This window comes from Saccharopolyspora mangrovi, assembly GCF_035320975.1.
Taxonomy (GTDB): Bacteria; Actinomycetota; Actinomycetes; order Mycobacteriales; family Pseudonocardiaceae; genus Saccharopolyspora; species Saccharopolyspora mangrovi.
Genome location: NZ_JAWLNX010000018.1, coordinates 104319 through 127843 on the forward strand (window position 1 = coordinate 104319; position 23525 = coordinate 127843).

A 23525-nucleotide genomic window follows, 5' to 3' on the forward strand; every position below is an offset into this window, starting at 1 on the left:
GAGTTCACCGCCGACCCGGCGACCATTCGCGCAGCCGGTGCCGGAACGCGCGAATTCCCCCATTCCGCGTGAATGCGTCTTCGTCGTTGATTACCCGACAAAAGGCCCTGTCAGCTTTGTCGGAATTCTTCGCGCGGCTTAATCTCCTGCCTCCGGGAATTGGTTTTCGCTGGTCGACGCATTCCGACGACTCCGACGGCTGGTACGACCACGTGGCCCCGTCGAAGATCGGCGATTCCGCTGATCCGGCCAACCACGTGGACCACACCCTCACCGATCAGGGCTCGGTGCTGCGCTTCATCGTGGACAACAGGCACCTGGGCCGAATCGGTGAGAACTCCTGGGACACCAGGGCCCACCCGCTGACCGGCATGCTCGACTTCAGCGCACCTCCGCGCTTGGAACCGCTTCTGCTGGACCCGGCCACGCGCGCACGAGCCCTGATCCGCACCCGGGGACGCCGGGCGGCGACCAGCCTCAGCCCGGTGTGTCCGCCGCGGGAGTCCGGAGGAGGTTCTCGGCGAGCTCGCTGGCGTTGCGCCCGCACATCCGTCCCTGGCAGGGGCCGAGTCCGACGCGGCAGGACAAGTTCAACGAGCGGGCGTCGCGCTCAGCGGACGCGCCGTCCCGCAGGGCCTGGTAGGGGACCTCCTCGCAGCGGCAGACCAGCGTCTGCGGGGTGAGCCACTCGTTCCAGTCCTCCCCGATCCTTGTCGCCGAGGCCATCGCGCGCCCGAACCGCCGTCCACACCGGACCACGAGCATGGCTCGGCGAGCGGGCTTTTCCACCTCGCTCCAGGTGGTGGCGCGCACCTGGACGGCTGCGGCCAGCCCGGCGACGGCGCCTTCGGCCGCCGCGGCGCGGGCCCCGGCGATGCCGGTCGTCTCGCCGGCCGCGAACACCCACGGCACCGAGCTGCGCTGGACCCGGTCGACCCGGACGAACCCGTCCTCGATGTCGCATCCCGCTGCCTGGGCGAGTTCCAGGCGCGGCAGGAGGCCGTGGGCGACGCAGATCGCATCCACCGCGACCCTGCGACGCGTGCCCGGGACCGGTCGCCAGCGCGCGTCGAGCTTGGCGACGACGGCCTCCCGGACCCGCGCGTCACCCACCGCCTCCACGACACCCGCCCGCGTCCGGAACTGGGTGTTCCCGACGAGTCGGCGTAGGTAACCGGCGAACCCGGCGAGCTTGTCCCACTGCCCCGCTAGGGTCGGCGCACGCCGCAACCAGGCGGTGGGGCTGCCCGCGTCGAGGACGGCCACCACGTCCGCTCCGACCTCCAGCAGCGATTCGGTCACCGGCAGCAGCAACGGCCCGGCACCCGCGACCAGCACCCGGCTGCCCACCGCGATCCGCTGCCCCTTGGCCAGGGCTTGGGCGGCCCCGGCGGTGAACACCCCGGGCAGCTCCCAGCCGGGGAAGGGCAGCACCCGATCGTGCGCCCCGGTGGCCAGCACCAGCGCGTCGGCGCGGAAGGACTCCCGGCCGTCCGATCCGCTGCGCACGTGGACGGTGTGCCCGTCGAGCCCGCGAACGCTGCCCGACGCGCACCGGATGCGCGGGTGGGCGTGGATCTTCTCCTCGAGGCTCGCGAAACTCCGCTGCTCGCGGCGGATCCGCTGCGGTTCGGCGACGCCGAACTCCTGAGGTGGTGCCTGGTGGAACTGCCCGCCCAGCGAGTTCGACGAGTCGATGAGCAGCACGTCGGCACCGGCGCGAGCGGCGTGCAGCGCGGCGGTCATGCCCGCTGGTCCTGCGCCCACGACCACGACGCTCATGGCGCCTCCCCCGGTCCACGAGTGCTGATCACGTCACCGGCTTCGACCGGCCGCAGGCACGCGCGCACGTCGGGCGTCCCGTTGACCACCAGCACGCACTCGGAGCACACGCCGATCCCGCAGAACAGCCCGCGCCTGCGACGCCGCCCACCGGTCTCCCGCCAGGACGTCAACCCCAGCGACATCAGCACGGCGGCCACCGTCTGACCGGCGCGCGCGACGACGCGGCGCCCGTCGACCTCGACCGTGAAAGCGGACTGGTGGCGCGGTCGCGCGGGGTCCAGGTGGGCCGGAAGCAGGTACGGTCCGGTCAACTCCCGCCACCTCCTGGATCAACACCGGCGGTCGGGTGAAATTGAACTGCCCCAGAACAGATCGCGCATCAATCCATTGGTGTAGCCACGTCAGACATGGGACTGATGCGCGCCGCAGCCGTCGCTGAGCACTCGCCGCGAAGCAGCCGTCCCCGGCAGCCACCGCCTGCGCTGCAGCGGCTGCCGGGGACGGCCTTTCCCTCTCCCGATGGCTCGTGTTGCGGGCAAGTCCTACGGCTGCGGGAACTGCGCCGCGTAGGTCTTCACCGTGTTGGCGATGGCGGCGAAGTTGCGTTCCAGGGCTTGGGCGTCGACGTTGTCGATGGTGTCGCAGGCCTGGTGGTAGCAGGCGTCGAACGCCTCACCGGCCTGGCCGCCCCACTTCTGGGCCTGCTCGGGGGATTTGGTCTGCTCGGCTCCGGTGAAGGTGCCGCCCGCCGGGATGCCGACCTCGATGAACGGGCCGTAGTCGGAGCGGCCGTCGAAGTCGGTGCCCTCCGCCGGTGCGCCCGAAGCTCCCAGCGAATCGTTGAGCAGCTCCTCGATCTGCGCCGAGCCCTCCGGCCCCGGACCCGCGCCGACGCCGTCGGAGTCGTCGCCGTCGTAGGTGAAGTAGCCGGCGTTGGGCGAGCCGACCATGTCGAAGTTGAGGTATGCGGCGATCTTCCCGCGCTCGGCCTCCGGCAGCGTCTCCACGTAGTGGGTGGAGCCGACGAGTCCTTCTTCCTCGGCACCCCAGAAGGCGAAGCGGAGCTTGTTGGTCGGGGTCTCGCCACCGGCCGCGTAGTCCAGCGCGGCCTGCAGGATCGCGGCCGAGCCGGTTCCGTTGTCGTTGATCCCGGGGCCGTCGCCGACGCTGTCGAGGTGGGCGCCGAACATGACGACCTTGTTGGCGTCGCCGCCGGGCGTTTCAGCGATCAGGTTGTAGGTGGGCCCGCCCATCGACTGGAACTCCTGGACCGTCGTGGTGAAGCCGGCCGCGTCGAGCTCGCCCTTGATGTAGTCGAGCGAGGCCCGGTAGGCCGGCGAGCCGGCAGCGCGGTTCCCGCCGTTGGCTCCTGCGATGTTCTGCAGCTCCTGCAGGTGGTCCTGCACGGCCATGACCCCAGCGCGCGGGCTGTCGGTCTCAGCGACGGCCGCGGTGGGCAGCACCAGCGCAGCAGCAGCTGCCAGCGCCGCAGCGGTGGCGAGCATCGGTCGGTTCGGCATCCCGCGATCCCTTCGTCATGGATTCGATCTCGGATCTCGATCGATCTCGTACTCGCCGGGCGAACGTATCCGCGCAGCTCCGGACGCAGACCGTTTTGACCAAAAGTCGCCGAACCCACACGTTTTTCCCGTTTCCCGGCGGGTTTTCACCGCACGCGATCAGTTTCGGGACGTTTCCCGAGGTGGGGCGAGTTCGCTCGCGTTGTTCTCCCGGCTGTGCTGAGGCAAGCTGGACGGGAACGTGGTCCCGGCGCCGCGGCCGACGTGCTGGTGATCGAGCCCGCACGGCAGGCGGGGTCAGGACTGGATAAGGTCCCGGCTTCGGCCGAAGATCATTTTCCCACCACTCACTCCAGGGAGGTACCGCACGTGGAACAGGTGGTCCTGCTCGACGAAGCCGGTCAGGCGATAGGCGTCGAGGACAAGGCGACCGTGCACCACCGGGAGACACCGCTGCACCTGGCGTTCTCCTGCTACGTGTTCAACGACCACGGCGAATTCCTGCTCACCCAGCGGGCTCACCACAAGCGAACCTTCCCCAGCGTCTGGACCAACACCTGCTGCGGCCACCCGGCACCGGAGGAGGAGATGAAGGCCGCCATCACCCGCCGTCTCGGCGAGGAGCTCGGTCTGACCGTGCGCGGGCTCGAACTGGCGCTGCCCGCGTTCCGCTATCACGCCACTATGGACAACGGCGTCGCCGAGAACGAGATGTGCCCGGTGTTCGTGGCTTTCACCGACAGCACCCCGCAACCCAACCCGGACGAGGTCGCCGCGACGCGATGGGTGCGGTGGAAGGAGTTCAGCACCGGCGTGCTCGCCGGCGACACCGAGGTCTCGCCCTGGTGCGCGCTGCAGGTCCGCGAGCTCAGCGAGCTGGGCCCGGAACCCGCGCAGTGGCCCGTCGGCTCCCCGGGCGACCTGCCATCCGCGGCCCGCGTGGCCTGACCTCCCCGAACCCGGAGCAGCCCCGGACTTCCGCGGAGGTCCGGGGCTGTCCTCCGTGCGCTATTCGGCCGCGGCGAGCGGGGTGAGGTCGCGCGCCCAGCTCCACTCGCCGGGTTCGGGCGCTCCGACGAGCTTCATTCCCGCGCCCCGCAGCGTGCGCGCGATCGCGGTGTTGTCGACGTGGGTGTGCGCGGTGAGGGTCGTGATGCCCAGGTCGGCAGCCTGCTCGATGATCTGCTCGGCGATGGCGGTGCCGACGCCGCGACGCTGCCAGTCGTCGCGCACCAGCAGCGCCAGCTCGCCGGTGTTCCCGTCGTACATGAGGTTTCCCATGCCGACGACCTCGCCGTCCGGTCCGAGCGCGAGCAACGACCGGCCGAGGGCCGGCGTCAGCAGCCGTCGCAGTCCGCTCTCGCCCGGTGCCGGGCCCGGGCTGAAGTAGCGGCGGAACCGCGCCGCGCTGGAGCAGCGCTCGTGGAACTCGACGACCAGCGCGACGTCGTCCCGGTCCGCCGGTCGCAAGGTCAGCTCGACGCCGCCGCGCGTGACCGCAGTTCGCTCCACCGGTCGGATCCGGGCGCGGCAGCTGACGGCCAGGTCGACCAGCGCGCGGGCGCGGGCGAATTCCGCAGGTGTGAACGCCCCACCGGGCCGGGTCAGCACGAGCACCCCGCCGCCGGGCTCGGCCAGGCACATCGCGGTCTCGGTGAAGGCTCCGATCTCCAGCGGCGCTTCGGCTTCCTCCTGCCACCGCACGTCGACGTGCCCCAGCAGCGAGCGCAGTCCGCGGGCCAGGTCGGTCCGGCCGTTGACCAGGTCGTTGGCGAGGTTGGCGGTCCTGGTGGGCACGTCGTCGAGTTCGCGGACGTCGGCCCGCGAGGCCGTCACGTCGTACCCTCCGGCGGCCTCGACGACGGCGACCAGTTCGGCGTGCCGGACCTGAGCGGGAACGTGCAGCAGCACCTCGTCGACGGCTCCGCCGGCGACCGGGTGCACCTGCATGGTCCTGATGTCACCGCCGAGCGCCGCCAGCGCCCCGGCCAGCTTGGCCAGCCGCCCGGGCGTGTCCGTCACGCGCGCCCGCAACCGCCACAGGTGCTGCGGCACGAACGCGGCCTCCGGCGCGGTCGGGTCGGCAGCGGGCTCGTCGCCGCCCGTCAGGGCGACGCCCGGTCCCAAGTCGCGGCGCGACCACCACCGCACGGCGCCGACCAGCATCAGGACCGCGCCGAGGGACAGCAGCAGCAACGTCGCCCCGGAGTGGCTGCGCACCCCGGTGACGACCAGGTTCGCCGCACCCGCCGCCAGGAGCAGCACGGCCAGCTCGACGATCTCGCGGGTCCAGTCCCGGGGCGCTCGGCGGTGCTCGCTGGAAGTCATGCCCCCATGCTTCCGCCACCACGTTTCCGCTGGACGAACCCCGATCACACCCGGGTTAACACCCCGAAATCACACTCCCGGGCCCTCCTGGCCCAGGGGCGAATCCGCAGTTCTTCGTCAGGGCGAATCCTGCGGTGTCGCCGCCGCAAGAGTCCAGATCGGGCCGGCTCGGGGTCTTCGAGGGCGGACGGAGCGCTCGACAGGTGGGGTCAGCGGGGCGTTTGGCCGTAGCCGGCGAAGAGGGTGGCGCAGTGGGTGAGCTCGGCGTCCGACAGCAGGGCCGGGTCGCCGAGCTTGGCCGCGGTGAGCCAGAGCTCGCAGAGCCATTCGAGCTGACGCGCCCGGTTGTAGGCCTTGGTGAGGGTGTTGCCGATGGTGACGGTGCCGTGGTTGCGCAGGATGCAGCCGGTCCGGTCGCGCAGCGCCTCGGACATGGACTCCGCCAACGCCGGGGTGCCGAAGGTGGCGTAGTCGGCGACGCGCACCGCACCGCCGAAGTCGGCCAGCTGGTAGTGGACCGCGGGCACCTCGTCGCGCAGCAGCGACAGAGCGGTGGCGTGCAGCGAGTGCGTGTGCACGACCGCTCCGGCACCGTGCTCGGTGTAGGCCGTGAGGTGCATCGGCAGCTCGGAGGTCGGTTTGAGCTCGCCCTCGACGAGCTCACCGCTGAGATCCACCAGCGGGACGTCCACCGGCCGCAGCTGGTCGTACTCGACGCCCGAAGGCGTGACCGCCACCAGGTCTCCGCTGCGCACCGACACGTTGCCGGAGGTGCCCACCACCAGCCGGTCGGAGGTCATCCGCCGGGCGATGTCGATGACCTCGTCGCGCTCCTCGGCCAGACGCACTGCGCTCATCCCTTCCCGCTCAACAAGCCACCCCGGTGCCCTCGTACCCGTCGATCACCGCGACCTTGTCGGCCGACGCCGAACTCGAGTCGAAACGGTAGTCGAGCCACTCACCGGCGAGCTTGCGGGCCAGTTCGAGCCCGATCACGCGCTGCCCGAAGCACAGCACCTGCGCGTTGTTGCTCAGCACCGACCGCTCGACCGAGTAGCTGTCGTGCGCGGTGACCGCCCGGATCCCGGGCACCTTGTTGGCGCTGATGGCCACGCCGAGGCCGGTCCCGCACACCAGCAGCGCGCGGTCGGCCGACCCCTCGGCGACCAGCCGGGCCGCCTGCACGGCCACGTGCGGGTAGGCGGTGTGCTCGTCGTTGCCGACCCCGACGTCGACGACGGAGACGACCCGCGAGTCGTTCTCCAGGTCCTCCTTGAGCGCGTTCTTGTACTCCAGGCCCGCGTCGTCGGAGCCGACGACGACGCGCAACGGCTGCTCGCTCACTGGTCCTCTCCCCCTCCGGAGTGGTTCCCGATCAGTTCTCCGACCCGGGTCAGCACGAGCGCCAGCGACGTCGCGCCCGGGTCCGGTGTTCCCACGCTGCGTTCGGCGAGCGGCCTGGCCCGTCCGGTCCGCGGACGCAGTTCCGCGGTGGCCTCGGCCGCCTTGGTCGCCACTGCTGCGGCGCGCCGCCACGCCACGGCTCCCCCGCTGCCCTCGTCGACGGCGCCGCGGAGCTCCTCCGCGAACGGCACCAGGGCGTCGACCAGGGTCTTGTCGCCGAGCTCGGCTCGGCCGAGCCGCTGGACGGAGGCGAGCGCGGCTTCGGCACCGGCTGCCAGGTCGGCGGCGGTGGCCTCCCGGTGGTCAGGCAGCAGGTCGCCGAAGGAGCGCAGAGCGGCTCCCCACAGCACCCCCGATGTCCCGCCCGCCTTGGACGCCCAGGCGTCACCGGCAGCGACCAGCACGGCCGCCGGTCCCACGCCCTGCGAAGCGGCGGCCTCGGCGGCCTCGATGGCGGCCGAGCTGCCGCGCGTCATGCCGCGCCCGTGGTCGCCGTCGCCCGCGATGGCGTCGAGCCTGCCGAGCTCGTCCTCGTTGTCCCGCAGCAGCTCCGCGATCTCGCGCAACGCGCCGACGACCTCGGCGGAGGTGGCCTGGCCGATCTCCGGAGCGACCACGACCTCCGGCTCGACCAGAACCGGCTCCTCGAATTCGGTGTCCGATGTGGACGATTCGACGGTTCCCCTGCGGTAGGCGGGGGTGTCGGCCGGGGCGAGCCAGAGCCGTTCGAGCTCGTCGTCGAGCCAGGTCAGCGTCAGCGAGCAGCCGGCCATGTCCAGGCTGGTCACCAGCTCCCCGACCTCCGGGGCGACGACCTCCACACCGGCCTCGGCCAGCAGCCGCGACGCGGTGCCCCAAACGACGAACAGCTCCTCGTACTTGGTGGCGCCGAGCCCGTTGAGGATCGCCGTCACCCGCCCTCCCGCAACGGGAGCCTCGGCGAGCAGACCGTCCACCAGCGTCTTCGCCAGTTCCGACGCCGAGGGCATGGGGGTTTCGGACACGCCGGGCTCGCCGTGGATGCCCAGGCCGAGCCCCATCCGCCCGTCGGGGACCTCGAACAGCGGGTGGTCCTGGCCGGGCAGCGTGCAGCCGTCGAAGGCGACGCCGAGGCTGCGGGTGCGCGCGTTGGCGTGCTCGGCGACGCGCACCACCTCGTCGAAGTCGTAGCCCTCCTCGGCCGCCGCGGAGGCGACCTTGAACACCACGAAGTCGCCCACCACGCCGCGGCGCTTGGTCTGCTCTGCTGCCGGCGCGCTGGCCACGTCGTCGGTGACGACCACGTTGTGCGCGCGGATCCCCTCGCGTTGCAGGCGTTCCACGGCCAGCCCGAAGTTCATGTTGTCGCCGGCGTAGTTGCCGAAGGAGAAGATCACCCCGGCTCCCCGGTCGGCCGCGCGGGCCACCGAGTGGGCGTCGGCGGCCGACGGCGAGGTGAAGATGTTACCGATCACGGCACCGTCGGCGAAACCGGGTCCGACCACTCCGCAGAAGGCCGGGTAGTGGCCGGATCCGCCGCCGGTGACCACGGCGACCTTGCCGGCGCGGGCCGGGCGGGAGCGCACCACGCCGCCGGGAACGCGCCGAACGTGATCGGGGTGCGCGGCCACGAATCCGGTGACCATGTCCTCGGTGAAAGTGGCCGGGTCGTCGTACAAGCGCGTCACGTCAGGCCTCCTCGACGGGCGCCCAGTGCGGCCGGGCGCGTTCGATGGCGGTCAGGTAGTCGTGGTAGCCGCGGTCGTAGAACTCCACGGCTCGCGGATCGGGTCGCACGACACGCCGGTCGGCGGCCCACTGGTCGCGGTCGACGGGCTCGCCCAGCGCGTCCCACGCGGTCATCGCCGCGCCCCGGGCGCCGACGCCTTCTTCGTGCGGGACGTGCAGCGAGCGGCCGAGGACGTTGGCGAAGATCTGGCTCCACGCCGCCGATCGGGCACCGCCACCGCAGGCGGCGACCTCGCCGCTGAGCCCGGCGCTCTCCAGGTTGTGCCGCGCGGCGTAGGCGACGGCCTCGCACATCGCGCGCACCAGGTCGGCGGGCGTGGTCTCCAGCGACAGCCCGGTGAACTGGCCGCGCGCCCGCGAGTCGACGAACGGCGCGCGCTCCCCGGACGACGACAGGAACGACAGCGCCGACACCCCGCCGGATCCCGGTTCGCTCTGCGCGAGGAGGGTTTCCAGCTGGTCGACGCTGGAACCGGTCATGGCCAGCACCCAGTCGAGGTTCGCGGTGCCGACCATCGCGGGCATCACCCGCAGGTAGCGCTGCGGGATCGGGGTGGCCAGCCACATCCCGGCGGGCTCGCCGTGCGGGTCGATCACGACCTCGTCGCGCAGCACCTGGCAGCCCAGGGTCGTGCCGATCACCAGGCTGCCGTCGCCGACCTCGCCGACGCCGGAGCCGAAGGCGCACGCAGGCAGGTCGAACGGGCCGGCCGAGACCGGAAGCCCGGACGGGAGGCCGAGTTCGGCGGCCGCTTCGCCGGAGAGCGCGAACAGCTTTCCGACGGGCGTGGTTTCGGCCAGCAAGCGGCGGTGTTCGGCGAGACCGCAGGCCTGCAGCGCTTCGCTGGAGTACTCGCGCGCGGGCACGTCCAGGAACGGCATCGAGGCGTCGGAGGCGTCCACGGTGATCTCACCGGTGAAGCGCTGCACGATCGCGTCCACGCAGTACCCGGCGACGGCGGCGCGCTGCAGGCGCTCTGGTTCGTGCTCGGCGAGGTGCGCCAGCAGCGGCCCGGCCGAGCCGGGGAACATCCCGGACCCGGTGAGCGCGTGCACCTTCCGCTGCACGCCCCCGGATTCCCAGTCGCGCAGCACGTCGGCGGCGCGCGCGTCCAGCCAGGAGATGGCCCGGCCGACGCTGCGCCCGCGCTCGTCCCGCAGCCACAGCCCGTCGCCCTGGCCGGTGATGGCCAGGGCCTGCACGGGTTCGGTGGCCGCGGTCGCGACCTGGCGGACGACTTGGACGACCGAATCGACGACCTCGTCGAGGTCCTGCTCCACCAGGCCGGGTGCGGGCCGGTGCAGGGTGGAGCGCACGCTGCGGGTCAGCTTCGCCGCCCCGTCGCGGCCCAGCAGCGATGCCTTGGTCACCGAGGTGCCGACGTCAACTCCGATGATCATGGCCGCAGGTCCTCGAACTTGGCCAGCACGTCGGGGTTGGCGACGAAGCGCGGCTGCCGCCCGTCGAGGAAGCGCCCGACCTCACCGGCGACGATCTCGGCGGCCCGGTGCGCGGTCTGCCGGGTGGCACCGGCCAGGTGCGGGGTGGTGATCACGTTCGGCGCGTCGAACAGCGGCCAGTCGCGCGGCGGCGGTTCGACGTCGTAGACGTCGACGGCCAGCGCGCCGAGCTTGCCGGAGCGCAGCAGGTCGGGCAGCGGCGCGTAGTCGAGCAGCCCGCCCCGCGCGGAGTTGACCAGCACCGCGCCCTCGGGCAGCAGCTTGAGGTTGTCGGCGTTGAGCAGGTTGCGGGTCTCCGGGGTCAGCCGCGCGTGCAGGCTCACCACCGAGCTGCGCCGCAGGAGCTCTTCCAGCTCGACGAGCTCCACGCCCTCGCCCGCGACGTCGGCAGACTGCACGAACGGGTCCGTGACCAGCACGTTCGACCCGAAGGCGCGCAGCACGCGGGCCACGATGCGCCCGATCGCGCCGTAGCCGACGAGTCCGACCGTGGAGCCGTCGAGCTCGATGCCCGCGTTCTCGTAGGCGTAGTAGTCGCCGCGCCAGTTGCCGTCCTTGAGCTCGGCGTCCGAGCCGGGGATCCGGCGCAGCGCGGCCAGCATCAGGCCCACGGCGAACTCGGCCGCTGCGGCGGCGTTGCGCCCGGGCGCGTAGCTGACGATCACGCCGTTGTCGGTGGCGGCCTGCAGGTCGACGTTGACCGGGCCACCCCGGCAGACGCCGACGAACTTCAGGTTCTCGGCGGCGTTGAGGACGTCGCCGGTGAACGGCGCCATCTGGGTGGCGACGATCTCGTTGTCGCCCAGGGCGTCGAGCAGGCGCTGCTCGGTGCCGCTGGCCTCCTGCACGTTGCCGACCGGGCCGAACGGCTCGACCGGCCACGGCAGCTTCAGCGTCTCGAAGTGCAGTTCGCGCGCGGTCGCGCGGCGCAGGGCGTCGACGAACACCTCGGGGTGCACGAAGTGGTCGCCGGCGGCCAGAACGTTGGTCATCTCCTGGACTCCTTTGTCACGAGGTGCTTCTCGCTCAGCGGGCCTGCGGCAGCGATCCGACCAGTCGCAGCCGCACGTCGTCGAGGTCGGTGGCGATGTGGGTGGCCCCGGCGAGCGCGTCCTCGGCCGGCGGGTAGTCGCCGTTGGGGATCGCCACGACCGTCATCCCCGCTCGGGCGGCTGCGCGCAACCCGTTGCTGGAGTCCTCCACGGCCAGGCAGTCCGCCGGGGCGTGGCCGAGCTTCTCGGCGGCGGCCAGGTACACGTCGGGGCTGGGCTTGCCGCGCGGCACCTCGGCGCTGGAGACGGTCGCGGAGAAGTGCGGTGTCAGCCCGTGCCGGTCGAGCACGGCGTCGATGAGCCGTCGCGGTGCCGAGGAGGCCAGCGCGATGGGTGCGCGGGCGGCGACGTCGGTGACCATCTTCTCCGCGCCCGCCAGCAGCTCGATCTCGCCGTCGTCGAGCGCGGTGATCATGTCGTCGACCACGATCCGCTCGGTCTCCTCGGCGGACTCGGCCGCTTGGCTGAACTCGGCGAGGAACGCCGCCCACTCCGGCGCGCTCATGCCCTGGACCTGCCGGGTCTCCTGCCCGGTCCAGGTGCGGCCGCGAGCGGCGGCGAAGCGGGCCCACATCCGCTCCCACAGGTGCTCGCTCTCGACCAGGACGCCGTCCATGTCGAACACGACCGCGCGATGAGCGCCGTTCGGCCGATCCGGCTGGGTCATACGTACCTCCCACCAATCACTGGTGGACCCAAATTAACACTCAAACCGTTAACTGTCACTAGTCACGTGATACTTCGGCAGGTCTGCGCCGCACCGAGTGCACGGCGAGGCAAGATGAGCGCATGGCGTCCGCACCGAAGAAGCAGTCACCTCGCCTCCAGCGGCAGCAGAAGATCGTCGATCACGTGCTCTCGCAGGGGTTCGCCAGCGCCGCGGAGCTGTCCTCGCTCACCGGGGTCAGCCTGATGACCGTGCACCGCGACCTCGACGACCTGGCCACGCGAGGCCTGCTGCGCAAGTACCACGGCGGGGTCTCGGCCCAGCCGTCCACGGTGTTCGAGTCCAGTTCGGACTTCCGGTTGCACACCCACACCGCCGAGAAGGAAGCGCTGGCCGCCGACGCCCTGCGGTTCATCACCCCCGGCATGTCGGTGATGCTCGACGACTCCACCACGGCGTTGGCGCTGGCCAGGCTGCTTCCCGACGTCGGTCCGCTGACCGTGGTCAGCAACTACCGGCAGGTCCAGGAGGCGCTGCGCGACGTGCCCGACATCCGGCTGATCGGACTGGGCGGCGAGTACTCGCGCACGCACGACTCCTACCTCGGCCTGCCGTGCCAGGAGATGGTCTCGACGTTCTCGGTGGACATCGTGTTCCTGTCGACCTCGGCGATGAACGCCCGCCTCACCTACCACCAGGAGCAGGAGATCGTCCTGGTCAAGCGCGCGATGATGGCCAGCGCCACCACCAAGGTCCTGATGATGGACGCCAGCAAGGTGGCCCGCTCGGCGCTGCACCAGCTCGCCCCGGTCAGCGCCTTCGACCACGTCTTGCTCGCCGGCGACCTCGACGACGCTCTGATCGAGGAGATGCGCGAGCAAACCGAGGTCCGCCTGTCCCCGTTGAGCTGAGCACGGGGGCGGAAACCAGCACGATCTGAAATTCACATCTTGTGCGTTAACTTCAACAGGGTGCATGATGGCCGACATTCGTTGGCTCGGTGCGCGGGAGCGCGCCGATACATCCGACCTTGTTGGAGACAGTGATGTCCCAAACGTCCGCAGCCGGGTCCACCGGACCGGCTGGATTCCTCGACCGCATCGGCATTCCGCGGCAGCTCTTCTGGGGCTTCGTCGCCGTCCTGATCTTCATGATCGGTGACGGCGTGGAGACCACGTTCCTGTCCGACTACCTGCAGCGACCCGAGGGCGGCGCGTTGCCGGGCGCGGTCGCCTCGTTCGCCACGGTCACGCTCTACGGCGTCGCGGCCATGATCGCGGCGTGGTTCTCCGGGACGCTCTCGGCGATCTGGGGTCCGCGCCGGGTGATGTGGCTGGGCGGCGCGTGGTGGGTCGGGTTCGAGTGCCTGTTCCTGTTCGCGGCGCTGCCCTCGCACAACGCCGTGTTCATCGTCGCCACCTACGGCATCCGGGGCCTGGCCTACCCGCTGTTCGCGTTCTCGTTCCTGGCGTGGGCGCAGGTGGCGAGCCCGACCAAGATGCGCGGCTCGGTGGCAGGCTGGTTCTGGTTCGCCTTCACCGGCGGCCTGCCCACGCTGGGCGCCGCGCTGGCAGCGCTGTCGATGGGCGTGTTCGGCCTGAACGACTACCAGACGCTGGTGCTGTCGCTGGCCGTGGTGACGATCGGCGTGCTGCTGGGCTCGTTCGCGGTGCGCGAGGAGCACGGCCTCAAGCCGATCGCCGATGAGACCGTCGAGAACCCGCGCAGCCTCAAGCGCCTCGCCGAGGGCGTGGACATCCTGTGGCGGGACCGCCGGGTGCTGGCGGGCGGCCTGATCCGCATCGTCAACACCGCGCCGCAGTACGGGTTCTTCGCGATGTTCCCGTTCACCTTCGGACCGGCGGCACCCGACGGCGGGTTCCTGAGCGCGGCGCAGGTGGCGTCGCTGGCCTCCATCGCCTACGGCGCGAACATCGCGGCGAACCTGTTCTTCGGCGTGTTCGGCGACCGGTTCGGCTGGCGCCGCACGGTGACCTGGTTCGGTTGCGTGGGTTGTGCGATCGCCACTCCGCTCTGGTACTTCAGCTCGATGGCCTCGCAGAGCTTCGCCGTGGCGGCGACCTTCGGCGTGGTCTACGGCCTGGTGCTGGCCGGTTTCGTGCCGCTGTCGGCGCTGATGCCGTCGATGGTCGCCGCCAAGGACAAGGGTTCCGCGCTGGCGGTGCTGAACTTCGGCGCGGGCGGCGCGGCGTTCGTCGGCCCGGTCGTGGTGACGGTGCTGTACCCGCTGGTCGGCGGCGGTGGCGCGACGATCGTGTTCTGCCTGATGTACCTGGCGGTGGGCCTGCTGTCGCTGCGGATGAAGGACGACAGCGACCCGGGCGAGCAGCGCGCCTCACGCGCCGGTGCGCCCGAGGCCGCCGGGGCTTCGGCCTAGGGCACGCTGAAGGTCCTGATCAGGCCGTCGTCCGCGAGGGCGACGGCCTGACGTCCGTCCGGGGTCAGCGCGGGCTGGCCTTCCACCGGCCCGAGCACCACCGCACCCTCGGGCCGGTGGATCTCCAGGAGTCCGTCGGCGTTGCGCACGGCGACCACCGGCCCGGGGGCGATGGCCGGATCGGAGATCGCGTCGGCGTCGATGGTGCGCACCCGCTTCCACCCCGCGCTCTCGGCCAGCACGACGAGATCGCCGCCCGAGTCCCGGAAAGCAGCGAAACCGCTGGTCGCGGCGATGGCTCCGGCCGGCTCCTCGGAGGCGGCAACTGGTTGCCCGCAACCGGATCCGGTGAGCCGCCAGTGCGCCGTCCCGCCCCGCGACGCGGCCAGCACGTGGATCTCGCCGCTTCTGGCGACCACCGCCGACACCACGTCGTCGACGTCGGAACCGCCGAGCCGGCACCAGCCTCCGGAGTCGTGAACGCTCACCCCGCCGCCCTGGTCCCGGACGGCCACCACCACGCTTCCCCGCACCGTCACCGCTGACGGCGGACCGAGGTCCACACCTGGTTCCCGAGATGGTGGCGCGCCGAGCGGAATCCACGGCTCGTCACCGGTTTTGAGCCACACCGCTCCCGATTCGCGCTCCTGGACCACCAGCCGCTCCGGATCGGCGAAGGCCACCGACCCCTCGCGCGGGACGAAACCCGGTGTGTCCACAACGGACTCGACGCCGGAGTCGACCAGCACCAGCTGGTTTCCGCGGACGTGCGCGCGCCGTCCGGTGGTCGCCCAGCGCGTTCCCCACGGGCGGCGCGGGCGCATCCCGGCCAGCCAGGCGGCGTACGGTTCGCCGAGGCCGACCTGCGGGTCGTGCCCGGCGTAGCGGGCGAAGACCGCGCGCTTGTCGGCCACCACCCGCTCCGGGAGGTTCGGCGGTGCGTCGGCGATGTTGTAGTCGCGGTAGTGCAGCAGCGGCAGATCGGTTCCGCGCAGCGCGGTTTCGGTGAACCGGGCGGTGGCCACGTGGTCGGGGTGGTCGTGCGCGCTCCCCCACTGCTGCTGGTGGCGCGGGTCCGGTCGCGGGTCCTGCGTGCGGACCAGCGTCGGCGCGAACTCCTCCCGGACCCGGACCAGCGAGGCGATCACCGAACGGCGGTCGTGGCTGGTCACCCGCACGGGCGAGCCCGTCGCGGGGATCGTGCGCACGCGGTGCGCGGGGTCCTGCCAGAGCCTGCTCAGCGCGTGCCGGGAGGCCGGGTCGTTGTCGTCGGGCAGGCCCAGGAACACCAGGCCCACGGCCGGTCGCTGCCGCAGCCGCTGCAGCTCGGCCTGCCGTCCTCCGGGCAGGTCCAGCGCCGACCGGGTCCAGTCGTCGGCGACGCCGGCCATCGCCGCGAACGCCGCGCGGGCACCGGCCTGGCGGCTCGCCGCGTAGTCCGCGGGCGGCTGCACGTCGCTCTCGCCCGCGGTGAGGAACGCCGTCGTCACGCGGGCGCCCGAGCGGATCGCCAGGGCGAGGTCGGGGCTCATGAACAGCATGTCGTCGTCGGGGTGCGCCACGACGTGCAGGTGCGACGGCCGCGGCGAACCGGCCGCCGCACCCGAGACGACCAGCACCATCGCGACCGCCAGCAGCACCGCAGCGGTCCTCATCGCGACCGCCTCCACGAGGTCACCAGCGCCACCAGCGCTCCGGCGACGAGCAGCAGCAGCCCCGTCCTGGCACCCGGTGGTGCCCACGACAGCGTCACCGCGCCGCCGGCGACGTCCCGGGGGATCCGCACGGTCAGCAGGCCGGCGTCGGTCGCGGTGACCGGGACCTCACGACCGTTCACGGCGGCCCGGTAGCCGGGCCAGGACAGCCGCGCGAACACGAGATCGCCGCTGCCGGTGAACCGGACGACTTCGGTGCGGGCGTTGCGCTGCACGTCCTCGATCACCCGGACACCGCGAGCCGCGCTCACCCGGCCGCCCGGCCACGGGACCGGCTTGGCCCGGGTCAGGACCGAGACCTCCGCGCTCCGGTGCGTGATGCGCCATCCCGGTGGGGCGTCGGTGACCTCGCGGAGCCGTCGCTGCACCACGACGTGGGTGGCCTTGAGCTGATCGGCGAGCCGATCAGGACCCCACAGCCGGTCGTAGGCGTGCGGGCAGGTGGCGCCGAAGTAGTTCAGGCACAACGCCAGGTGCATCGCGTCGTGGCCGATCCCGGTGTAGGACACCAGACTCGCCACGCCCGCGGCCGCGGGCATGTTGCCCAGCAGCAGGTGCGACCACGCGGAGCGGTCGGCGATCTCCTCGGGCGGGATCAGCTCGCGCGCGGCCACCTGCACCACCGTTCCGCCGCGCAGGTCCGCGTGGTCCCGGCGCAGGGCCGCGACGTCGGTCGGGAAGTTGTAGTTCGCGACGTCCCGGTTGATCGGGAACCACAGCAGCTGCAGACCCAGCACCAGCGCGGTGCCCAGGTGCAGCACCACGAACGGTCTCGCGCGCAGCGCGCACACCAGCAGCACGGCGACCAGCACCAGCCCGATGACGTGCTTGGGCGCCTGGGCGGGCCAGGCCGCGATCGCGAGATAGCCGCCCAGCAGCACCAGCAGTGCCGACGCCGCGGCCCGCGACCGAGCGCGGTCCCGGCGCAGTCCAGCCGACAGCGCCACCGCCAGCAGCACCACCACCGCGAGGTGCAGGACCGCGATGTGCCGCAGCGGCCAGCGGAACATCCACACGTTCGACGGCCCCAGGCACAGCAGCGCGTAGCAACCCGCTACGACGAGCACCCCGACGCACCGCCGCCACGGCATCGCGCGCCAGTGCAACCAGGGAAGCAGCGGAACCGCGAACCACGCGAGGAAGGTGGCCGGAACGCTCATCCGGTAGTCGCCGAAGGAGATGATCTGCGGCAGGAACGCGGGCGTGCTCGCGTTGAGCAGGTCACCGACTCCGGGCACCAGCAGGCCCGAGTTGAACAGCTCGCGCCCGGACCGCCAGCCCACCGCCGAAGTGGCCAGCACCGGCCAGAACACCAGCGGCAGGCACAGCGCCACCGACGCGCCGATCGCGAGCAGCCGGCGCGGCCCGAACTCCACCGCCAGCGCCGCGAAGACCAGGCACAACGCGAGCAAGCCGTACGGGTCGCCGGCCGAGACGCACAGGTAGCACAGCACGAACGGCAGCAGCGCAGGCGCGCCGTCGGCGACGTGGCGGCGCAGCGCCCACCACGCCCACGGCAGCCACGCGAAGCCCATCAGGCCACCGGCCCAGCTCGCGGCCTGGAAGTGCAGCACGAACCCCGACACCGGCAGCGCCACCGACACCGCCGACGCCGCAGCGGGTTTCGCGCCATGCCCGCGGCACAGCAGGAAGGTGCCGACCGCCAGCAGCACCAGGAACTGGATCTTCACCACCGCCGCCGCGACCGCCAGGTCACCGATCAGCGCGACCAGCGCGAAGTCCAGCAGGTGCACCGGGTTCCAGATCCCGAACAGCGACTCGGCCGCGAGGTTCCCGCCCATCCACGAGTCCGGTTCCAGGCCGAGCGCCCACTGGCCGGACAGCAGCCGCTCGCCGAGCCGGTGCCACATCGGCAGGAACTGCGCCGCGCTGTCGTCGGCGAAGTAGAACGAGGGGTTGACCAGCAGCGGCATCGATGCGAGCCCGGCGGTCGCCAGCGCGACTCCGGCCGCAGCGCGCCACTCACGTCCGGACCTGCGGGTCAAGGCCGCACGACTGGCCACGAACGTCACCGGGACCAGCGCGAACCCCACCAGCGGCGCCAGCCTCGGATCGACGCCGAACACGGTGACCGCCAGCGCCACCGCCGCGGTGCTCACGCCCAGCAGCACCGCGCTCGCCAGCGGGAACAGCAGCAGCGAACGCCCGGTCGGTGGCACCCGGAAGGTGAACCGGCAGTTCAGCGCGTACGAGCACAGGGTCGCCGCGGCGGTGGCCAGCACGTGCGCCAGCAGGTACGGCAGGACCAGCCACAACGCGAGGTACACCGCCCAGTGCACGGAGGTGTTCGCCCCGCCCACCAGCGCGAACCGGCCGAACTGCGAGGCGCTGATCCGCCGCCACATCACGACACCAGCTCCGCGGTGCGCAACCGGTGCTCGCCCGCGAACGCGTTCGGCAGCGGACTGGACTCCTTGACCACGTAGTGCGGCCTGCGACGCGCCTCGGCGCAGGTGCGGCCGAGGTACTCGCCCAGCACGCCGAGCAGGAACACCTGGACGCCGCCGAGCCCGAGAAGCGCTGCGGCCCAGCGCTGTTGGCCCTCCACCAGGGTCCCGGCGGCGCAGGCGAACGCGGCCGTGAGCAGTCCGAGGAGCAGCGCGGGCCGCAACGGCTTGTCGTTGAACGAGGTCAGCCCGTCGATGCCGTGGTCGACCAGTGCAGCCAGCCGCCACCGCGACTCACCGGTCTCGCGGGGCACGTCCCGGTAGGTGACGTACCCGGTGTCGAAGCCGATCCAGGCGAACAGGCCCTTGGAGAAGCGGTGCTGCTCGGGCAGCGAGACCAGGGCGTCCACCGCGCGCCGCGACAGCACCCGGAAGTCCCCGGCCCCGTCCTGCAACCGCACGTCCAGCCACCTCCGCGAGAGCCGGTAGTAGGTGCGGGACAACGCGGTCCGCCAGGCGGTTTCACCGGAGCGGCTGCGCCGGGCTACGACCTGGTCGTAGCCGGTGTCGAGCAGCACCAGCATCCGCGGCAGCAGGCCCGGCGGGTGCTGCAGGTCCGCGTCGAGCAGCGCGACCCGGCTGCCGCGCGCGTGCCGCAGCCCGCACAGCATCGCCGGTTCCTTGCCGAAGTTGCGGCTCAGCGACACGTACCGGAACCGGGGGTCGTGCTCGCTGAGGCGCCGCGCCTCGGACAACGTGCGGTCGGTGCTGCCGTCGTCGACCAGGATCACCTCGTAATCCCGGACCACTCCGGCCAGCGCCTCCACCAGCGCGTCGTGCAGCCGTTGCAAACCGTGCTCCTCGTTGAAGCACGGCACCACCATCGACAGGTACATGGGGCAGTTCTCACCGTTCCTGGGCCGACGCCCGCGCACCGGAGCACCCGGAATCCGCTGCGGGCCTTGCGCGATCACCGGAACCCTGCCCTCCGCAAGGCACCCCACCCCCTCCCAACACACCGGCGAATCCCCCGTCCCGGTGCCGAATCCCCGCGGAGGAACGCGATTTCAATGGAAATCAGAACCCGGACTTCCACTGAAATCGGAGACTCGATTTCCATTGAGATCGGGTCAGCGGGTGCCAGCGGTCCCGGCGGTGGCGAGCTCTGGACCTGGTGCGGCACGGGGGTGTGCGTGATGGCAGGCTGGTTCGCATGTCGTCCGCATCGTTTCCTCGCCGGAGCGCACGCACGCAGGGGTTCAGCCTGGGTGCGCCTCGTAACTTCACCGTCGTCGGCGGCGGTGCGCGCGTCCTGTTCCTGCGCTCGTCCAGCGGCACCGACAGCACCACGGCCCTGTGGGCGCTGGAGACCGCCACCGGGACCGAGCGGCTGCTGGTCGACCCGGCGACGCTGCAGGCGGGCGAGCAGGTCAGCGCCGAGGAGCAGGCCCGGCGGGAACGCGCCCGGGAACGAGCCACCGGCATCACCGGGTACAGCACCGACCGCGCCGGTGCGCTGGTCGTGTTCACCCTGTCCGACCGGCTGTTCGCCGTCGACGCCGGCACCGGCGATGCCCGCGAGCTGCCGGTCCAGCAGCCGGTCGCCGATCCGCGCCCCTCCCCCTGCGGGAACCGGATCGCCTACCTCTCCGGTGGTTCGCTGCGGGTGATCGAGGCCGACGGCTCCGGTGACCGCGCCCTGGTCGAGCCCGACGGTGAGAACGTCACCTGGGGCGCGGCGGAGTTCATCGCCGCCGAGGAGATGGACCGCCACCGCGGCTACTGGTGGGCCCCGGACGGCGAGGAACTGCTGGTCGCACGCGTGGACGAGTCGCCGGTGCGGCACTGGTACCTGGGCGACCCCGCCCATCCCGACCGCGTGCCGGTCGCCACCCGCTACCCCGCCGCGGGCACCGCCAACGCCGAGGTCTCGCTGTTCGCGATCGACCTGCGCGGCGAGCGCGTCGCGATCGAGTGGGACCGACGAGCGCACCCGTACCTGGTCACCGCGCACTGGTCGCGGCACGGCAGTCCGCTGATCGCGGTGCAGACCCGGGACCAGCGCACCCAGCTGGTGCTCGCGGTCGACACCGGGTCGGGCACCACCAGCGAGATCCACCGCGACACCGACCCGCAGTGGATCGACATCAAGCCGGGCTGGCCGTCGTGGACGCCGGGCGGCGAGCTCGTGCGCGTCGACGCCGCCGAAGGGGCCTACCGCCTGGTCGTCGGGGACCGGCCGTGGACGTCAGCGCGGCTGCAGGTGCGGGGCGTCCTCGACGTCGGTGCCGAGGACGTGCTGGTCTCCGGCACCGAGGACGACCCGGCCGAGGTTCACCTCTACCGCGTTACCGCCACCGGGCACGAGCGTTTGACCAGCGATTCCGGCGTGCACACCGGTACTCGCGGCGGTGACGTGCTGGTCGTGGCCACCAGCTCCCTGGACCGTCCGCGCACCGGCGTGGTGGTGCGGCGGGGAACCGAGACGATCGCCGAGATCGCCAACCACGCCGAGGAGCACGGCCTGGACCTCAACGTCCGCCTGCTGCGGCTGGGTGAGCGCGAGCTGCGCAGCGCCCTGCTGCTGCCCAGCAGCTACACGCCCGAGGACGGACCGCTGCCGGTGCTGCTGGACCCCTACGGCGGTCCGCACGCCCAGCGGGTGCTGGCCCGCCAGCAGGGCTACCTGACTTCGCAGTGGTTCGCCGACCAGGGCTTCGCGGTGCTGGTCGTCGACGGTCGCGGGATGGCCGGGCGCGGGCCGGACTGGGATCGCGCCATCGCCGGTGACCTGGCAGGTCCGCCGCTGCAGGACCAGGTCGACGCCCTGCACGCGGCCGCCGCCGAGCACCCCGAGCTGGACCTCGACCGGGTCGCGATCCGCGGCTGGTCGTTCGGCGGTTACCTCGCGGGCCTGGCGGTGCTGCGCCGCCCGGACGTCTTCCACGCCGCGATCGTCGGGGCGGGGGTCGTGGACTGGCGGCTCTACGACACCCACTACACCGAGCGCTACCTGGGAGACCCGAGCACCGCGCCGGAGGTCTACGAGGCCAACTCGCTGCTGCACGACGCGCCGAAGCTGGAACGACCGATGCTGATCGTGCACGGCACGGTCGACGACAACGTCGTGCTCGCCCACGGCCTGCGCTTGTCGGCGGCCTTGACGGCGGCGGCCCGCCCGCACTCGGTGCTCCCGCTGGCGGGTGTCAGCCACATGCCCACCGACGAGACGACCAGCGAGAACCTCCTGGTCATGCAGGTCGACTTCCTGCGCAAGTCCTTGCAGCGCTAGGACTTCTGGGGCAGCACCGCCACGAGTTGGAAACCGCCGTCCTCGGACGGGCCCGCGTCCAGTTCGCCGCCGGCCATCCGGATCCGCTCGGACAGGCCCGCCAGGCCCGCACCCCCGGCGAGTTCGGTGATGGGCTCCTGCCCGGAGTCCGGGGCGTCGTTGGTGACGACGATGCGCAGCGCGTCGGCGCGGCTGCTCAGGTCCACCCTGACCCCGGCACCCGGCGCGTGCTTGGAGGCGTTGGTCAGGGCTTCCTGCACCACCCGGTAGGCGGCCCGTTCGACCGCGCCCGGGACCTCGTGGTGGTCCAGCTCGCCGGTGAGTTCCACCTCCACCCCGGACGCGCGGGCCTGCCCGACCAGGTCGGAGATCGTCTGCACCGAGCCTTCCGCGCCGGCGGTTCCCAGCCCGAGGGTCGAGCGCATCTCGTCCAGGGCGTGCTTGGCCAGGCCGCGCACCCGGGTCGCGGCTTCGCGCACGGCCGGTTCCTCGCTGGTCGCGCCGAGGGCCGCCGATTCGACCGCGATCAGCGTGACGTGGTGGCCGACGGCGTCGTGGATCTCCCGGGCGATGCGGGCGCGTTCTTCGGCGCGCGCCATCTCGGCCTTGGCCTGCGCCACGACCTCGCTGGCGGCGGCGAGCCGCTGCAGGCTCTCGGCGAGCTGCTCGCGCAGCGCCACCAGCATCCCGAGCGCGGCGGGCGCACCGGCCGACAGCACCACGAAGCCCAGCGTCAGCAGGATCGAACCCGGCGTCAGCGACTGCGTGATCAGGACCGGAGCGACGGCGACCACGCAGGTCAGCAGCACCCACCCGGCCAGTTCGCGCAGCTGCGGGTGCATCCGCCCGAGCCGGAACACCGCCACCAGGAGCGCCGCCCAGCCCAGCCCACCGGCCATCGCGGGCATGCACAGCAGCACCGCGAGCCTCGGCCACCGGTGCCGCAGCGGCAGCAGCAGCGCCGCGGCCAGCCCGGAGACGACCTTGTAACCGAAGGGGTCGGGTGCGGCGAGGACCGCGGCGACGGGCAAACCGACGGCGAGGAGCTCCAGGGCCCAGAACCGCCAGTTCACGCTCTTCACCGCTCACCCCCGACGCCGGCCACCCGCTGGGCGATCAGCGCGGCCTGCACGCGGTTCTGCGCGCCCAGCTTGGTCAGCACCGTCGAGACGTAGCTCTTGACCGTGGCCTCGGTCAGTCCCAGCCGGGTTCCGATGTCGGCGTTGGAGCGCCCGTCGGCCAGCAGCTGCAGCACCTGCTGCTCCCGCCCGGACAGGGCCTTGACCAGGCTCGTCTCGCGGGCGTTGTCGCTGGTGATGCGCAGCCGGGGCAGCAGTCGCGCGGTGATCCGCGGGTCGAGCACGGCACCCCCGGAGGCCAGGTCCTGCACCGCGCGCACCAGGACCTCCGGTTCGGCGTCCTTGAGCAGGAATCCCTGGGCGCCGAACCGCAGCGCCTCGGTCACGTAGTCGTCGAGGTCGAAGGTGGTCAGCATCGCGGCCACCGGCGGTTCGGGCAGCTGCACCAGTTCGCGCAGCGCAGCGAGCCCGTCGGTGCCCGGCATCTGGACGTCGATCAGGGCCACGTGCGGACGGTGCGCGCGCACCTCGGACAGCAGGCCGCGTCCGTCACCGGCCTCGGACACCACCTCGATGGTGCCGCCGCTCTCCAGCAGGACCTTGAGGCCGCGTCGCAGCATGGGCTCGTCGTCGGCCAGCACGACGCGGATCGGCCCGTCGCCGTCGGTTGCCGCCACCTCTCGGTTCA

General features: G+C 72.0%; 19 protein-coding genes. 4 read left to right on the plus strand and 15 right to left on the minus strand.

The features are described 5' to 3' along the window. Positions 1-477: 477 nt before the first annotated feature. From R4I43_RS23755 to R4I43_RS23765, 3 genes are all read right to left on the minus strand, one after another. The gene (locus R4I43_RS23755) at positions 478-1782 is read right to left on the minus strand and encodes an FAD-dependent oxidoreductase (RefSeq protein WP_324267899.1); all 1305 of its coding nucleotides are present in this window, start codon (positions 1780-1782) and stop codon (positions 478-480) included. Continuing rightward, positions 1779-2096, minus strand: coding sequence for a (2Fe-2S)-binding protein (locus R4I43_RS23760; RefSeq protein WP_324267900.1), 318 nt, complete (start codon positions 2094-2096; stop codon positions 1779-1781). Before R4I43_RS23760 ends, R4I43_RS23755 begins: the two co-directional genes overlap by 4 nt. Positions 2097-2327: 231 nt before the next feature. Beyond that, positions 2328-3305, minus strand: coding sequence for a M28 family metallopeptidase (locus R4I43_RS23765; RefSeq protein ID WP_324267901.1), 978 nt, complete (start codon positions 3303-3305; stop codon positions 2328-2330). Between the two features lie 369 nt (positions 3306-3674). On the opposite strand from R4I43_RS23765, the gene idi reads away from it, so the two are divergent. Beyond that, complete coding sequence (gene idi, locus R4I43_RS23770) at positions 3675-4253, plus strand: isopentenyl-diphosphate Delta-isomerase (protein ID WP_324267902.1); 579 nt, start codon at positions 3675-3677, stop codon at positions 4251-4253. A gap of 60 nt (positions 4254-4313) precedes the next feature. Here the strand turns inward: idi and R4I43_RS23775 are convergent, their stop codons facing one another. The 7 genes from R4I43_RS23775 to R4I43_RS23805 all read right to left on the minus strand — a co-directional run bounded on the left by R4I43_RS23775 (position 4314) and on the right by R4I43_RS23805 (position 11945). Next, positions 4314-5633 (minus strand): GNAT family N-acetyltransferase, encoded by a 1320-nt coding sequence (locus R4I43_RS23775; protein WP_324267903.1) that lies wholly within the window; start codon positions 5631-5633, stop codon positions 4314-4316. Positions 5634-5842: 209 nt separating this feature from the next. Next, the gene (locus tag R4I43_RS23780; RefSeq protein ID WP_324267904.1) at positions 5843-6490 is read right to left on the minus strand and encodes a class II aldolase/adducin family protein; all 648 of its coding nucleotides are present in this window, start codon (positions 6488-6490) and stop codon (positions 5843-5845) included. 10 nt (positions 6491-6500) lie between these two features. Continuing rightward, positions 6501-6977: a ribose-5-phosphate isomerase gene (locus R4I43_RS23785; RefSeq protein ID WP_324267905.1), complete on the minus strand. Its 477-nt coding sequence runs from the start codon at positions 6975-6977 to the stop codon at positions 6501-6503. After that, complete coding sequence (locus R4I43_RS23790; RefSeq protein ID WP_324267906.1) at positions 6974-8704, minus strand: dihydroxyacetone kinase family protein; 1731 nt, start codon at positions 8702-8704, stop codon at positions 6974-6976. The genes R4I43_RS23785 and R4I43_RS23790 overlap by 4 nt, the downstream gene beginning before the upstream one ends. 1 nt (position 8705) lies before the next feature. Next, entirely contained in the window at positions 8706-10166 is a 1461-nt protein-coding gene (locus R4I43_RS23795) for an FGGY-family carbohydrate kinase (RefSeq protein ID WP_324267907.1), read from the minus strand. After that, a complete protein-coding gene (locus tag R4I43_RS23800; RefSeq protein WP_324267908.1) occupies positions 10163-11218 on the minus strand; it encodes a 2-hydroxyacid dehydrogenase in 1056 nt (351 codons plus the stop codon). The genes R4I43_RS23795 and R4I43_RS23800 overlap by 4 nt, the downstream gene beginning before the upstream one ends. 34 nt (positions 11219-11252) lie before the next feature. Continuing rightward, positions 11253-11945 carry an HAD family hydrolase gene (locus R4I43_RS23805; protein WP_324267909.1) on the minus strand — a complete coding sequence of 231 codons (693 nt, stop codon included), beginning with the start codon at positions 11943-11945 and terminating at the stop codon, positions 11253-11255. 122 nt (positions 11946-12067) lie between these two features. On the opposite strand from R4I43_RS23805, the gene R4I43_RS23810 reads away from it, so the two are divergent. Further along, positions 12068-12856, plus strand: a complete 789-nt coding sequence (locus tag R4I43_RS23810; protein ID WP_324267910.1) for a DeoR/GlpR family DNA-binding transcription regulator — start codon at positions 12068-12070, stop codon at positions 12854-12856. A gap of 134 nt (positions 12857-12990) precedes the next feature. Continuing rightward, positions 12991-14343 (plus strand): MFS transporter, encoded by a 1353-nt coding sequence (locus R4I43_RS23815; RefSeq protein ID WP_324267911.1) that lies wholly within the window; start codon positions 12991-12993, stop codon positions 14341-14343. Here R4I43_RS23815 and R4I43_RS23820 read toward each other — a convergent pair. From R4I43_RS23820 to R4I43_RS23830, 3 genes are read right to left on the minus strand one after another with little or no spacing between them, the layout of a single operon-like run. Beyond that, positions 14340-15998, minus strand: coding sequence for a PIG-L family deacetylase (locus R4I43_RS23820; RefSeq protein ID WP_324267912.1), 1659 nt, complete (start codon positions 15996-15998; stop codon positions 14340-14342). The two genes, R4I43_RS23815 and R4I43_RS23820, sit on opposite strands and share 4 nt — an antisense overlap. Then, the gene (locus R4I43_RS23825) at positions 15995-18424 is read right to left on the minus strand and encodes a GtrA family protein (RefSeq protein ID WP_324267942.1); all 2430 of its coding nucleotides are present in this window, start codon (positions 18422-18424) and stop codon (positions 15995-15997) included. The genes R4I43_RS23820 and R4I43_RS23825 overlap by 4 nt, the downstream gene beginning before the upstream one ends. Continuing rightward, the gene (locus R4I43_RS23830; RefSeq protein WP_324267913.1) at positions 18424-19362 is read right to left on the minus strand and encodes a glycosyltransferase family 2 protein; all 939 of its coding nucleotides are present in this window, start codon (positions 19360-19362) and stop codon (positions 18424-18426) included. Before R4I43_RS23830 ends, R4I43_RS23825 begins: the two co-directional genes overlap by 1 nt. A 317-nt stretch (positions 19363-19679) precedes the next feature. On the opposite strand from R4I43_RS23830, the gene R4I43_RS23835 reads away from it, so the two are divergent. After that, positions 19680-21758 (plus strand): S9 family peptidase, encoded by a 2079-nt coding sequence (locus R4I43_RS23835; RefSeq protein ID WP_324267914.1) that lies wholly within the window; start codon positions 19680-19682, stop codon positions 21756-21758. Here R4I43_RS23835 and R4I43_RS23840 read toward each other — a convergent pair. Continuing rightward, positions 21755-22840: a sensor histidine kinase gene (locus R4I43_RS23840; RefSeq protein ID WP_324267915.1), complete on the minus strand. Its 1086-nt coding sequence runs from the start codon at positions 22838-22840 to the stop codon at positions 21755-21757. The genes R4I43_RS23835 and R4I43_RS23840 overlap by 4 nt on opposite strands. Next, the gene (locus tag R4I43_RS23845) at positions 22837-23514 is read right to left on the minus strand and encodes a response regulator transcription factor (protein ID WP_324267916.1); all 678 of its coding nucleotides are present in this window, start codon (positions 23512-23514) and stop codon (positions 22837-22839) included. The genes R4I43_RS23840 and R4I43_RS23845 overlap by 4 nt, the downstream gene beginning before the upstream one ends. Positions 23515-23525 lie beyond the last annotated feature (11 nt).

What these genes read in the sequence shown, in the direction of transcription:
- R4I43_RS23820 (WP_324267912.1), bottom strand. Translation starts at nt 15,998, where the DNA reads ATGAGGACCGCTGCGGTGCTGCTGGCGGTCGCGATGGTGCTGGTCGTC.
- R4I43_RS23835 (WP_324267914.1), top strand. Translation starts at nt 19,680, where the DNA reads ATGTCGTCCGCATCGTTTCCTCGCCGGAGCGCACGCACGCAGGGGTTC.
- R4I43_RS23775 (WP_324267903.1), bottom strand. Translation starts at nt 5,633, where the DNA reads ATGACTTCCAGCGAGCACCGCCGAGCGCCCCGGGACTGGACCCGCGAG.
- R4I43_RS23780 (WP_324267904.1), bottom strand. Translation starts at nt 6,490, where the DNA reads ATGAGCGCAGTGCGTCTGGCCGAGGAGCGCGACGAGGTCATCGACATC.
- R4I43_RS23825 (WP_324267942.1), bottom strand. Translation starts at nt 18,424, where the DNA reads ATGTGGCGGCGGATCAGCGCCTCGCAGTTCGGCCGGTTCGCGCTGGTG.
- R4I43_RS23830 (WP_324267913.1), bottom strand. Translation starts at nt 19,362, where the DNA reads ATGTACCTGTCGATGGTGGTGCCGTGCTTCAACGAGGAGCACGGTTTG.
- R4I43_RS23810 (WP_324267910.1), top strand. Translation starts at nt 12,068, where the DNA reads ATGGCGTCCGCACCGAAGAAGCAGTCACCTCGCCTCCAGCGGCAGCAG.
- R4I43_RS23755 (WP_324267899.1), bottom strand. Translation starts at nt 1,782, where the DNA reads ATGAGCGTCGTGGTCGTGGGCGCAGGACCAGCGGGCATGACCGCCGCG.
- R4I43_RS23805 (WP_324267909.1), bottom strand. Translation starts at nt 11,945, where the DNA reads ATGACCCAGCCGGATCGGCCGAACGGCGCTCATCGCGCGGTCGTGTTC.
- R4I43_RS23815 (WP_324267911.1), top strand. Translation starts at nt 12,991, where the DNA reads ATGTCCCAAACGTCCGCAGCCGGGTCCACCGGACCGGCTGGATTCCTC.
- R4I43_RS23795 (WP_324267907.1), bottom strand. Translation starts at nt 10,166, where the DNA reads ATGATCATCGGAGTTGACGTCGGCACCTCGGTGACCAAGGCATCGCTG.
- R4I43_RS23765 (WP_324267901.1), bottom strand. Translation starts at nt 3,305, where the DNA reads ATGCCGAACCGACCGATGCTCGCCACCGCTGCGGCGCTGGCAGCTGCT.
- R4I43_RS23800 (WP_324267908.1), bottom strand. Translation starts at nt 11,218, where the DNA reads ATGACCAACGTTCTGGCCGCCGGCGACCACTTCGTGCACCCCGAGGTG.